The sequence below is a fragment of the Opitutaceae bacterium TAV5 genome, assembly GCA_000242935.3.
Taxonomy (GTDB): Bacteria; Verrucomicrobiota; Verrucomicrobiia; order Opitutales; family Opitutaceae; genus Geminisphaera.
Window position 1 is genome coordinate 6872835 of record CP007053.1, and the last position, 13127, is coordinate 6885961.

11 protein-coding genes are annotated in these 13127 nt (G+C 64.5%); 8 read left to right on the forward strand and 3 right to left on the reverse strand.

Annotated features, from left to right (window positions below; all coding sequences use genetic code 11):
- The first annotated feature begins 99 nt into the window (after nucleotides 1–99).
- Nucleotides 100–2334 carry an isocitrate dehydrogenase gene (locus OPIT5_28950; GenBank protein AHF93625.1) on the forward strand — a complete coding sequence of 745 codons (2235 nt, stop codon included), beginning with the start codon at nucleotides 100–102 and terminating at the stop codon, nucleotides 2332–2334.
- A gap of 334 nt (nucleotides 2335–2668) precedes the next feature.
- Nucleotides 2669–4141: a methyltransferase gene (locus tag OPIT5_28955; protein ID AHF93626.1), complete on the forward strand. Its 1473-nt coding sequence runs from the start codon at nucleotides 2669–2671 to the stop codon at nucleotides 4139–4141.
- A 46-nt stretch (nucleotides 4142–4187) separates the two neighbouring features.
- On the opposite strand, the gene OPIT5_28960 is transcribed toward OPIT5_28955, so the two are convergent.
- Nucleotides 4188–5981, reverse strand: a complete 1794-nt coding sequence (locus OPIT5_28960; protein ID AHF94869.1) for a hypothetical protein — start codon at nucleotides 5979–5981, stop codon at nucleotides 4188–4190.
- A 59-nt stretch (nucleotides 5982–6040) separates the two neighbouring features.
- Nucleotides 6041–6421, reverse strand: a complete 381-nt coding sequence (locus OPIT5_28965) for a CopY family transcriptional regulator (protein AHF93627.1) — start codon at nucleotides 6419–6421, stop codon at nucleotides 6041–6043.
- A gap of 408 nt (nucleotides 6422–6829) precedes the next feature.
- Between OPIT5_28965 and OPIT5_28970 the strand changes: the two genes are divergently transcribed.
- A complete protein-coding gene (locus OPIT5_28970) occupies nucleotides 6830–7006 on the forward strand; it encodes a hypothetical protein (GenBank protein ID AHF93628.1) in 177 nt (58 codons plus the stop codon).
- Between the two features lie 84 nt (nucleotides 7007–7090).
- Here OPIT5_28970 and OPIT5_28975 read toward each other — a convergent pair whose 3' ends face one another.
- Nucleotides 7091–7744, reverse strand: coding sequence for a hypothetical protein (locus tag OPIT5_28975; protein AHF93629.1), 654 nt, complete (start codon nucleotides 7742–7744; stop codon nucleotides 7091–7093).
- Between the two features lie 252 nt (nucleotides 7745–7996).
- On the opposite strand from OPIT5_28975, the gene OPIT5_28980 reads away from it, so the two are divergent.
- The 5 genes from OPIT5_28980 (at nucleotide 7997) to OPIT5_29000 (ending at nucleotide 13109) form a co-directional block, all read left to right on the forward strand.
- Entirely contained in the window at nucleotides 7997–8431 is a 435-nt protein-coding gene (locus tag OPIT5_28980; GenBank protein ID AHF93630.1) for an Rrf2 family transcriptional regulator, read from the forward strand.
- A gap of 70 nt (nucleotides 8432–8501) precedes the next feature.
- Nucleotides 8502–9137 (forward strand): FMN-dependent NADH-azoreductase, encoded by a 636-nt coding sequence (locus OPIT5_28985; GenBank protein AHF93631.1) that lies wholly within the window; start codon nucleotides 8502–8504, stop codon nucleotides 9135–9137.
- Between the two features lie 56 nt (nucleotides 9138–9193).
- Nucleotides 9194–12409 (forward strand): ATPase AAA, encoded by a 3216-nt coding sequence (locus OPIT5_28990; protein ID AHF93632.1) that lies wholly within the window; start codon nucleotides 9194–9196, stop codon nucleotides 12407–12409.
- A gap of 155 nt (nucleotides 12410–12564) precedes the next feature.
- Nucleotides 12565–12834: an XRE family transcriptional regulator gene (locus OPIT5_28995; GenBank protein ID AHF93633.1), complete on the forward strand. Its 270-nt coding sequence runs from the start codon at nucleotides 12565–12567 to the stop codon at nucleotides 12832–12834.
- Nucleotides 12834–13109: a cytotoxic translational repressor of toxin-antitoxin stability system gene (locus OPIT5_29000; protein AHF93634.1), complete on the forward strand. Its 276-nt coding sequence runs from the start codon at nucleotides 12834–12836 to the stop codon at nucleotides 13107–13109. Before OPIT5_28995 ends, OPIT5_29000 begins: the two co-directional genes overlap by 1 nt.
- Nucleotides 13110–13127: the final 18 nt, after the last annotated feature.

A 13127-nucleotide genomic window follows, 5' to 3' on the forward strand; every position in this document is an offset into this window, starting at 1 on the left:
TCCCCGACAATGCCGCAAATGCTTTTGACCGTGCGGCCTCACCGACATTAGGTGGCAGGCTCTACGGTTTCAGACTTCCTTCTATCACACATCACCACCATGCCCGACGCATCCACGCCTGTCATCATCTACACCAAAACCGACGAAGCTCCCGCGCTCGCCACTTATTCGCTCCTGCCGATCATCCAAGCGTTTACGAAACACTCCGGCATCTCCGTCGAGCCCCGCGACATCTCGCTCGCCGGCCGCATCCTCGCCGCCTTCGCCGACCTCCTCCCGCCCTCGCAAAAGACCCATGACGCCCTCGCCGAGCTCGGCGCCCTCACCCTCAAGCCCGAGGCCAACATCATCAAGCTCCCCAACATCAGCGCCTCCGTCCCGCAACTGAAGTCCGCCATCGCCGAACTCCAGGCCAAAGGCTACGCGCTCCCCGACTATCCCGAATCCCCCAAAAACGACGCCGAAAAGGACGCCAAGGCCCGCTACGACCGCATCAAGGGCAGCGCCGTCAACCCCGTCCTCCGCGAAGGCAACTCCGATCGCCGCGCCCCCAAGGCCGTCAAGGACTACGCCCGCAAGCACCCGCACTCCATGGGCGCCTGGTCTCCCGACTCGAAAACCACCGTCGGCACCATGGGCAGGGACGATTTCTACTCCAACGAGAAGTCCGTGACCGTCCCCGCCGCCACCGACGTGAAGATCGAGTTCACCGGCGCCGACGGCTCGACCAAAGTCCTCAAGGCCAGCACCCCGCTCAAGGCCGGTGAAATCATCGACGCCACCGTCCTCCGCAAAAAAGCCCTCGTCGCCTTCATCGAACAACAGATCGCCCGCGCCAAGGCCGACGGCGTCCTTTTCTCCGTCCACCTCAAGGCCACCATGATGAAGGTCTCCGACCCGATCATTTTCGGCCACGTCGTCCGCGTCTTTTTCAAAGACCTCCTGGCCGCCCACGCCGCCACCTTCGCCGAACTCGGCGTCGACCTGAACAACGGCTTCGGCGACCTCGTCGCCAAACTCGAAAAACTGCCCGCCGACAAAAAAGCCGCCATCGAGGCCGACATCGCCGCCGCCTGTGCCGCCGGCCCGGCCCTCGCCATGGTCAACTCCGACAAGGGCATCACCAATCTCCACGTCCCCAGCGACGTCATCGTGGACGCCTCCATGCCCGCCATGATCCGCACTTCCGGCCAGATGTGGAATGCCGCCGGCAAGCCGCAGGACACCCTCGCGGTCATCCCCGACAGCAGCTACGCCGGTGTTTACCAGACCACCATCGACTTCTGCAAAAAGCACGGCGCCTTCGACCCGCGCACCATGGGCAGCGTGCCCAACGTCGGCCTCATGGCCCAGGCCGCCGAAGAGTACGGCTCGCACAACAAGACCTTCGAAATCCCGGCCAACGGCACCGTCCGCGTCATCGATTCCTCGGGCAAGATCCTCCTCGAACACGCCGTGGAGGAAGGCGACATCTGGCGCGCCTGCCAGACCAAGGACGCTCCCGTGCAGGACTGGGTGAAACTCGCCGTCAAGCGCGCCCGCCTCTCCGCCACCCCCGCCATCTTCTGGCTCGACGAGAACCGCGCCCACGACGCGCAAGTCATCGCCAAGGTCAAGACGTATCTGAAAGACCACGACACGACCGGCCTCGACATCCGCATCCTCCCGCCCGCCGCCGCCACCCAGGCCACCCTCGAGCGCCTCAAGGCCGGGCAGGATACGATCAGCGTCACCGGCAACGTCCTCCGCGACTACCTCACCGACCTGTTCCCGATCCTCGAGGTCGGCACCAGCGCCAAGATGCTCTCCATCGTCCCGCTGATGAACGGCGGCGGCCTGTTCGAGACCGGCGCCGGCGGCTCCGCGCCCAAGCACGTGCAGCAATTCAACGAGGAAAACTTCCTGCGCTGGGACAGCCTCGGCGAGTTTTTCGCTCTCGCCGCCTCCTTCGAGCACGTCGCCGAGACCTCCGGCCATGCCGGGGCCAGGATCCTCGCCGGGACTCTCGACGAGGCCAACGGCAAGTTTCTGGAGAACGACAAGTCCCCGGCCCGCAAGGTCGGCGCCGGCATCGACAACCGGGGTTCCCACTTCTATCTCGCGCTCTACTGGGCTCAGGCCCTCGCGACGCAGACGAAGGACGCCGGACTCCAGGCGCTCTTCACCCCGATCGCGGAAAAACTCGCCGCGAACGAAAAACAGATCGTGGCCGAGCTGAGTGCCGTCCAGGGCAAGCCCGCCGACATCGGCGGCTACTACCAGCCCGACGAACAAAAAGCCTCCGCCGCCCTCCGCCCGAGCGCGACCTTCAACGAAATCCTCGCCGCCCTGTAACCTGCATCGTCCTCCGTTCTTCGAGGGAAGATCGGGTTCCGGAGGCAAGGGGCGTCGCCTGGAAGTATCTGGCGGCCACAGGGCCGTAGCTGCGAACGCACGTTCGCAGGCCTTCCGGTACTCGAACCCTGCGAACGTGCGTTCGCAGCTACGCGGCAGGTTTCCCGACACCGGCGCTGACGAGTGACCGTCGCCAGCGCCGCCCCTGCCTCGCGGCTGCGTCACACCAGGTATCACGTCCGGTTATACCCTGCGCAAGATATGCGTGGCAATTGACCTGGCGCCATCGGACGCAGTGTGCGACCTTGTCTCCGGACAGGTAACCGCGGTCACGGTGAAAATACTTTTGGTCAGTCCAAAGACACCCGACACATTCTGGAGCTTCCAGCACGTGCTACGTTTCGTAGCGAAAAAAGCGGCCTTTCCGCCGCTCGGCCTGCTGACCGTCGCCGCCATGTTGCCGCGCGACTGGGAACTGCGGCTCGTCGATCTCAACGTCCGCTCCCTCGACGACGCCGACCTGCGCTGGGCCGACTACGTCTTTCTCGGCGCCATGATCGTGCACGGCGAATCCGTGCGGGAGATCGCCCGGCGCTGCGCCGCCCTCGACCGGCAGATCATCGCGGGCGGACCGCTCTTCACCACCGGCCACGAGAATTTTCCGGAAATTCCGCACTTCGTGCTGGGAGAGGCCGAGATGATCATGCCTGAAGTGATCGCCGACCTGCAACGCGGCGCGCCGCAACCTCTCTACCGGGCGCCCGCCTTCCCCGCCCTCGCCGGGACGCCCGTGCCGCGCTGGGACCTGATCCGGATGAAAAACTACGTGACGATGTCCGCGCAGTTTTCCCGCGGCTGCCCCTTCGACTGCGAATTCTGCGACATCATCGTGATGAACGGCCGCGTGCCGCGCACCAAGTCGCCCGAACAGTTCGTCGCCGAACTCGAGGCCCTGCGCCGGTGCGGCTGGAAGGACATGGTGTTTGTGGTGGACGACAATTTTATCGGCAACAAGGCGCGCACCCGCGCCCTCCTGCACGCCATGATCGCATGGCGCGAACGCACGCGGCCGCAGATGGGTTTCCTCACCGAGGCCTCGATCAACCTCGCCGACGACGCCGACCTGCTTGCCCTCATGGTCACGGCCGGCTTCCGCAAGGTGTTTGTCGGGATCGAGACGCCCTCGGCCGCGTCGCTCGACGAGTGTCACAAGCTGCAAAACCGCGGCCGCGATCTCGTCGCCGCGGTCCAGGTCCTGCAACGGTCCGGGCTCGAGGTCATGGGCGGCTTCATCGTCGGCTTCGACAGCGACACCCGCGACATCTTCAAGCAGCAGTTCGATTTCATCCAGCGTTCCGGCGTGGTGACGGCGATGGTCGGGCTGCTCACTGCCCTGCCGCGGACCCGGCTTTATGAGCGGCTGAAGCGCGAGGGCCGGCTTCTCGCCCGTTCCACAGGCAACAACACGGACGCCACGCTCAACTTCCTTCCCCGGCTCAATCGCGACTACCTCGAGTCCGGCTACCGCGAGCTGATGCGCCGGCTCTACGAACCCGGTAACTACTACCGGCGTATCCGCATTTTCCTGAAAACCTACCATGCGACAGGGGGACGACTGCGGTTGTCGTGGGCAGATGTGTCGGCGTTCATAAAATCGTTCTGGCTTCTCGGCGTCTGGCATCGCGGCCGCCTGGCCTACTGCCGGTTTTCCCTGGCCACCCTGTTCCGCCGTCCCGGCCAGTTTCGCGTGGCGATCGAGCTGGCGATCATCGGCCACCATTTCCGCTGCGTCGCCGCCCGGCTGTGAGGCGAGGTTTTCCGGAGAAGCGCGCCACGGCCCGGCGACGTGGCGTTCATCGTCCTCGTGCTATCGGGGCGATGTCGGCGGTCACCAGCACCAGAGAAATCACCGGTGTGGCCTCATCCGGAGTTGCCACAGCCGGTATCACGGCGCCCGAACCGAGGATTCGTTTTTTTGGACCGCAATTCAACACGACGGTTTCTCCCGAATTCAGATTCACGATCGCCGTCACCGTTCGCACGGAAAATACCGGAGTGAGCGGTGCGTTCCAGGGTATGGGTTTCCCATCCAGCGAAATCCCCTCGGTCGTCGGCAAAACGGGACCCACCTCATCCAGTTCGAGGAAACCCTCGAACTCCCTGCACGTCGGAGTCACATCCAGTTCAAGCGAACCGTCCGCCTTGATCTGCGACATTACCCTCAGCTCCACTCCGACAAGCCGCCCTTCAAATCCGTCAGGCAGCCAGTCAGTGCCAGCGGGATTCTTTTCCCAACGGGCCGGATAACGCAGTTCCTGGCCGATACTCATGTGAGCCGGCTGCCCTGCGGTCACTGTGACCGTGGGCGAAGACATTATCTCCACGCCTTTCAGGGTTTTCAGCGCGGCGAAGACGGACGCCGTTTGCTCTCGCGTCAACACGCCGACAACCCCGCCCGGCGGCGGCAACGTGCCTTTCACAAGAGCGTCCAGGGCGCTTGCACCTGAGGGTACTTCCCCGATTTCAACGAAACGAGCCCGCACCACGATACTCGGCCGATCGGTAGCCGTGGACCCCATGGATGCTTTTTCACCGGGCGTAGCCGGTTTTGGCCCGTCGCGCACCTCCACCGCCGAGCACCCGACAAGCGCCATCAGCGCCACCAACGACGTCAGCGCCACCAGCAAACGATGCACCGGACGCCGGTTGCTCCCTTCGCTCATGATGCCCAGAACCCGGGTTTCGAGCGTGGAGCGTTCGGCCATCGCCACGGCTGCGCCAAACCGGCGTCTTCCCGATTCACGCGCCGCTGTCACCAGTTCCATGGCATAGGCCTCCGTCGACACGCCCGCCGCGAGCACGCGATCATCACAAGCCTGCTCCTGCGCGAGGCGCGCCCGGCGAGCGCCCAGCCACACCAGCGGATTCGGCCAATACAACGCGCACGCCACCTGGCAGCACAATCGCGCCAGGCAATCCCGCCGCTTCACGTGTGCGAGTTCATGACGCAGCACCAGCGAGAGTCGTTCTTCCGTCCACCCGCACGCCCCGGCTGGCAACATCACCACCGGCCTCCATATTCCCCATGTCATCGCCACACGACAGTCCCTCGTCATGCGCAACCGCACCCTCCGGCTGATTCCGCCTTCGGTAGCAATCCGGCCAACCAATGCAACCACCCGTGCGTCGCGGACCCGCTCGCTGCGCCGTCGGCACAGGTGCCACAACCTCACACGCCCGGCGACTCCCGATCCCAGCAACATTGCCGCTCCCGCCAGCCACACACCGGTCAGCCCCGCCTGCCATGCAGACGCGTGCCACTCGCTGGTGACTGGTGCCGGAGTGGCGACGGTCTCCGGCGACCCGGAAGATGCGGACGCCACCTGCGGCAATTCAGGGTCGACTGCGGGAAACCCCAACACGAGCGTCACGCCTCCTCCGGTCTCCCTGTTCGCCGCTATCCGGGAAACCAGCGCGGTCGTTACTGGTATCAATAAAATAATGACGAATGCAGCCAGCCAGATCATGTGCCGGCTCGCCGCCGACGCATTGCGCCACACCTGCGTGACCAGCAACGCCAGCAAAAGGACGACAGTGCTCTTCAGCATCAAATCCGGCAGGAGAGAAAAATAACTCTGGAGGTTCATCGGGCCAAGGGGGCGAAGAGGGACAGTGGATCGGAAAACAGGCGAAAAAGCGGAAGGGATTATCGGGATCTGGCTTTTTTTATGATCGCCTCGATCCGGTTCAGTTCTTCCGGATCCAGCTTGCCATCGTCCGCATCCACCAGCGCGGCGACCGCACTGGCGAGCGAACCTTCGAAAAACGTGCTGACCACCCGCTTCAAGGCCGACCGCCTCGCCTGCTCCGGCGCCTGGGTGGGCAGGTAGATATAGCGCGGACCGTCCTCGCGGTGTTTCAGGAAGCCCTTTTCTTCGAGAATGCGCAACAGGGCACGCACCGCAGAATAACCGGGCGCCTCGGGCAGGGCGGCCTGAACATCGGCTGCAGTCGCTTCGCTCCGGCTGAAGATGATATCCATGATCTGGCGTTCGCGTCGGGTGAGGTGCTCGGGCTTCAACTTCATGCTATTTTTTTAGCACACGATCCTCCGCCGACGTCAAGTCGATATGCTAATTTTTTAGCATTCCATCTGGATTTATAGTTATGACCCTGTTGCCTTCAGCCCCGAAATCGGGAGAGCCACCGATTCCACCTCTCATCCTTTCGCCGACCTGGAACGCTTCACCTTCGCCAGGGTTTTCTGGCAGATCTCCATGTCGCGGGGAATGTCGCCGTACTCGTCATGGCACCGGATAATCGCCTCCGCCGCCCAGCGCAGGATTTCCGCCACCTCATGCTCCTTCCCTCCATGGGCAACCCTGTCCGTGTCATCACCGCCATCCACGAAAAAAATCTTTGCCAAAAAATTCGTCGACTGGTGCACCGCTCCCCGCCGGTCCGGATCCCGGTCGTCCGCCCCTGCCCGGTCGGTGTGATTCCGGTTGCCCGTCTCCGGATTATCGGCGGTCTTGTTCACATGGGAGCCAAATACATACCATCCGCCAAAGACCGGAAAGCCGACCGACGTTTTCAGCTGAAACAAAGCCAGCTGCCCAAGCTCAAAAAGGCGACCGGCAACCCGCCCGCCAAGAAGCGCAAGAAAAAGTAATGCCGGGCATCACCGGCGACAGAGCCGGACACACCGGCCGGGCGCCGCCCCGGATTGTCATGAAACCCGGATACACATCCTTGCTCAACCGGACCGGAAACCCAGCGCCTCCAGTTCGTCCAGCTGAAATGGCGCGCTCTCCAGCACGTCGTGCACCAGGGTCAATGCCTCCGCCCGGGACGGCGCCTCGCACAAGGCTGCTCCGTCGTCGCGATCATGCAGGTACACTCTCCACACGCCGGTAGAAACGTCATCGGCAGTCTGAAACACCGAACCGTGCAGGTAATTGCCCGGCAGGCCGGGATTCGGACCGGCTCCCGGCACCAGGAACAGGGAATGCACCGGATCGTGCACCGCTTCGGCTCCATGCCTGGCCCGGTGATGGATCCGGCGAGCCACGACCAGCGCCCGGCACTCCTCCGCCTTTTCCCGCAAAGCCTCCGGCAACGACACCACATAGCGGCCAAAAATCTCCGCGTCGGGCTCCAGCGCGCCCTCCTCCACCGTTCCCGCCAGGAACGCCTCAAGATTATGGGCATAAAACGAAGGCAGCCCCGCCAGGGATCGCACCGTCACATAACCCCCCTTGTGATCGGCCGACGCGTACACCTGGTGCGAGGCGCACAGGCGGGCCAGCGCGTCCTGCCAGGCCGGCGTATGCGGCACCGCGCCCACGGGGCTGTGCTCGATCAGTTCAAGGACGGTATTATCCATTTGGGCCAGAGGTGAGGGAAGCATGATGCCGTCTTATGACCGACTCCGCCGGCCAACACGAGGCCTATCCACCGCTTGCCCCCGGGGGGGGAGTTGGCGAAGGCCTGCCCTCCCCGCCGGAATGATCTCTGCCATATCCGGGGACAGGGAAACTCCCGGCCCTGACGGTGCGAAACGTCGTCCGCAGGAGCCCTCGCCGGCCCTCCGCCCGGCACACAGACGTGAACCGGCGCTTGACAGCCCGACAATAAAGTAACAATCTCGGTTACATTAAAGATGAGTGGCAATTCCAGATTCGCCGTCAGCGTGCATGTGCTCGCCTACCTCGCCTACAAGGCGGGCCCGTCGGTCACATCCGCCGAGATCGCGTCGAGTGTCGACACCAATCCGGTCGTCATCCGCCGGCTGCTCTCCGCCCTGGCAAAGGCTCGTCTGGTGGTCGCGCACAAAGGCGCTTCGGGCGGTTTCAGCCTGACCAGCGCACCGGCCAACATCACCTTGCTCGATATTCATCGCGCCGTTGAACCGCAACCCGACCACAGCCTCGCGCGCTTTGCTCCCAACCACAAGTGCCCCGTCGGCGCGCGCATCGAAACCATCCTTCGCACCGCCTTCTTCAAGGCGCAGGCCGGCATGGAAGCCGAACTCGCCCGCATCTCGCTCGACGACATTCTCCAGCAGCTCAAATCCGTCTGCACAGGCAAGCACTGACATTTTTTTGAGCAGAAATGTAACCATTTCTGTTTCATTAAAACCCAACCAACATCCATCCATCGTCATCATGAATACCAACACCACCACTCCCGTCCTCCTCCACATCGACGCCAGCCCGCGTGGCGAGCGCTCGCACAGCCGCCGGCTCGGCCGCGACTTCAACGCCGCATGGCAATCGGCCCATCCCGAAGGCCGCATCGTCAACCGCGATCTCGGCCACGAGCCGCCGCCTTTTGTAACCGAAGCCTGGGTCGAAGGCGCCTTCACCGCTCCCGCTGGACATTCGCCCGGCGCACGCGAGGCGATCCTCAAATCCGACGCGCTGGTCGACGAACTGCTCGCCGCCTCCGAAATCGTGATCACCACGCCGATCTATAATCTTTCCCTCCCCGCCGTCCTCAAGGCATGGATCGACCAGATCGTGCGCGTCGGCCGTACCTTTTCGATGGGGTCCGATGGCTACAAGGGCCACGCCAAAGCCCGGCGCGTTACCATCATCGTCGCCAGCGGCAGCGACTTCCGTCCCGACGGACCGAACGGCTCGTACAATTTCATCGAGCCCTACCTGCGCGGCGTCCTTGGCTTCATCGGGCTCACCGATGTGCAGTTCATCTACGCGCACAGCCTCAACGACGGCAATCCGCAGCGCGAAGCCTCGCTGGCCGAGGCGCAGGCCGCCGTGCAACAGCTTGCCGCAGCCTGATTGCGGAAACGTCGCACGCTTGCCCTCGCCCGCCAGATGTCATCCGCTGGCGGGCGATGTCGTTCTACGCCGATCTGCACATCCACTCCAAATACTCCCGCGCCACCAGCGGGGACCTCGATTTCTACCACCTCGCGCTCTGGGCAAAGAAAAAGGGCATCCGCGTCGTCGGCACCGGTGATTTCACCCATCCCGCCTGGATGGCCGCGATCAAGGACGAACTCGTGCCCGCCGAACCCGGCCTCTTCCGCCTGCGCGACGATCTCGAAGCCGCCGTCAACGCCGGAATCGGCCCGTGCGCCGCCGCAGCCGCGCCGGTCCGCTTCCTCCTCGAGGTGGAAATCTCCACCATCTACAAACAGGGCGACAAGGTCCGCAAGGTTCACCACCTCCTCTACGCGCCCGACATCGCCAGCGCCGAACGCATGACGGGCCGCCTCGCTCGCATCGGCAACCTCGCCTCCGACGGCCGCCCCATCCTCGGCCTCAACTCCCGCGACCTGCTCGAAATCTGCCTGAGCGCCGGCGAAGGCTGTTACCTCATCCCGGCCCACATCTGGACGCCGTGGTTCAGCGTCTTCGGTTCCAAGTCCGGTTTCGACCGCCTGGAGGAATGCTATGGCGACCTCTCCTCCCACATCTTCGCGCTCGAAACCGGCCTTTCCTCCGATCCGGCCATGAACTGGCAGCTCTCGATGCTCGACGGTTATCAACTCGTATCCAGTTCCGACGCACACTCGCCCGGCAACCTCGGACGCGAAGCCAGCCGTTTCGACTGTGCGATGGATTATTTCGCCATCCGCGACGCCCTCGCCACCGGCCGCGGCTACGCCGGCTCGGTCGAATTTTTCCCCGAGGAAGGCAAGTACCACATGGACGGCCACCGCGCCTGCAACTTTCGCTGCGAGCCGGAGGAATCGCGCCGCCTCGGCGGCAAATGCCCCGTCTGCGGTGCGCCGCTCACGCTCGGCGTGCACTACCGCGTGCTCGAACTCGCCGATCGCGCCGAACCGCAAAAACCCGCCGGGGCCGCGCCCTTCCGCAGTTTCATCCCGCTGCCCGAAGTGCTGGGGGAAATCCACGGAACCGGCTCCAAAAGCAAAACCGTGCGCACCGCCTGGGAGCAAGCCATCGCCCGTCTCGGTCCCGAACTCGACGTGCTCGGCGACCTGCCCGTTGACGAAATCGGCCGCGCCACCTCGCCGCTCCTGGCGGAGGCGATCCGCCGCATGCGCGCCGGCGAGGTCATCCGCGAAGGCGGCTTCGACGGCGAGTACGGCGTCATCCGCGTCTTCAAACCCGGAGAAGTCGAAGCCACCCAATCTGTCGGCGTGCTCTTCGACCTGCCCGAGCCGGTGAAACCGAGAAAAAGTGGCGCGGGCGTCTCGCCCGCAACTCCGTGGCCCGGGCTTCCAGCCCGCGATTCCGAAGCGGGCGGGACGCCCGTGCCCCATGATCGGGAGGCCTGTGCCCCATCAGAGGCAGGGATACCCATCGCACATTCCCCGTCCCCCCACCCCCTTCTCGCCGGCCTCGACCCCGACCAGCGCGCCGCCGCCTCCATCGTCTCCGGCCCCCTTCTCATCATCGCCGGTCCCGGCACCGGCAAGACCCGCACGCTCACCCATCGCATCGCGCACCTGATCGCCGACCATGACGTGCCACCCGAATCCTGCCTCGCCATCACCTTCACCCGCCGCGCCGCCGGCGAAATGCGCGAACGCCTCCAACACCTCCTCCCCGACGGACGCGGCGCCCGCGTCCCGGTGACGACTTTCCACGCCCTCGGCCTCACCATTCTCCGCGAGCAACAGGCCAGACTCGGTCTCGGCGCCCCGCTCCGCGTCGCCGGCGAACGCGAGGCACTCGACCTCGCCCGCGAAATCCTCGGTGTCTCCGCCGCCGACGCCCGCCGCCTGCTTGCCGACCGCGCCGCCATTCCCGCCGCCTGGACGCAGGCCATGCGCGCCCGCGGGCTCGTGGATTTCGACGACCTCATCGCGCTCACGGTCGATCTCCTCGCCGCCGATCCCGAACTCGCCGCACATTACCGCGCCCGCTGGCCGCACCTCTCCATCGACGAGTATCAGGACGTGGACGAACGCCAGTATCAGTTAGTCAACTACCTGACAGACGTGGCGCGGGCGTCCCGCCCGCATTCGGAAGGAGAAAGCGCACCGGACGCCCGCGCCACATCACCCGCCTCCAGCCTCTGCGCCATCGGCGACCCCGACCAGGCGATCTACGGCTTCCGCGGCACCGATGTCCGCTTTTTCCAGCAATTCCGGACCGATCATCCCGGCGCGCACGTCGTGCAGCTCACGCGTAACTACCGCTCCGCCCGCCTCATCGTCGAAGCCGCCTTGCAGGCCGTCGCGCCCACCACGCTCGTGCGCGACCGCGCCCTGCACGCGCAGAACGCCGACGCCACCCGTCTCACGCTGCGCGAGTGCGGCACCGACCGCGCCGAGGCCGAATTTGTCGTCGAAACCATCGAACGCCTCCTCGGCGGCACCAGCCTCACCTCCTTCGACACCGGCCGCGCCAGCGGCACCGTCGCGCCGACGCACTACGCCTTCAACGATATCGCCATCCTCTACCGCACCGACGCACAAACCCCGTCGCTCGTCGAGGCGCTCGCCCGCTCCGGCATTCCCTTCCAGAAACGCGCCCACGGCCCGCTCTCCGCGCACGCCACCGTGCAGGCACTCGTCACCCGAATCAAGACCCTCCCGCCCGACGCCCCGTTGGCCGAACGCCTCGCGCAGGCCTCGACCGCGCTCGCGCTCGCCGACCAACCCGACGCCGACCTGCGCGCCATCACCGACGCGCTGCGTCCGCTCGCCGAAAAACACGGTGCCGACCTCGACGCCTTCCGGAGCGAACTCGCGCTCGGCGTGGATGTGGACCTGCACGATGCCCGTGCCGAGCGTGTATCGCTGCTCACGCTACACGCCGCCAAGGGTCTTGAGTTCCGCGTCGTCTTTCTCGTCGGCTGCGAAGACGGCCTGCTGCCTCACCGATTCGGCTTCAGCGATACCGACAGCGACGCCGAAGCCGACATCGCCGAAGAGCGCCGCCTGTTTTTTGTGGGCCTCACCCGCGCGAAGGAGCGCCTCTTCCTCACGCACGCCCGCCGCCGCCACTGGCAGGGCGCGTTGCGCGACCGTTATCCGTCGCTCTTCCTGCGCGACATCCGCGATACCCACCTCGACCGCCACCGCGAGGAGCCGCCCGCCGCGCCACGCGCCCGGCAACTGGATCTGTTCTGAGTCGATCAGGAGGCTATCGGCAAATGCAGGATCTGATGAACGCCGACTGGCTGTGGCTATTTGGGGATCAAGGGAATGCGGCCAAACCACCTTCGCCTCTCTCGTCTCCGTAACCGTGATTTGACAGCCAGGAACACAATGAGGCATATTGGGGCATGACCACGACACAGCTCCGCATCCGGGTTCCTGCCGCCCGTGCCAAAAAAGTTCGCCGCATCCTGGAGCGGCTGGGTACCGACACCACTACTACCATCAATATGCTTTTCGCCCAAATCGAGCTGCGAAAAGGGCTGCCGTTCAAGGTGGAACAGACCGATCCCGAAACGGAGGAATTGATGGCCGACCCCAAGGCGCTGGCTGCGATTCGGGCTGCCAAAAGCAGCAAAGGGGGACGTCGCTACACGATGGAAGAAGTGTTTGACTGATGACACCCTGCACGGTCGCGGTACTTGGCGCGGCAAAGGGCTACATCGACTCCTGCGGCCCTGACATAAAAAAGCAATTCAGGATCGCCATTTCCCGGCTGGCACAAGGCAAAGACGGAGACACCCATGCATTTACCGGAGAACTCGACGGTTTTTACCGCCTGCGTGTCGGTTCGCACCGTATCATTTACCGTTATTGTTCCGGGCGCGTCATCGAATGTGTTTATGCCGGCCCGCGCGCTACGGTTTACGATGCCTTTATTCCACCGGGCTAATTGACCATCCCCCCCCGG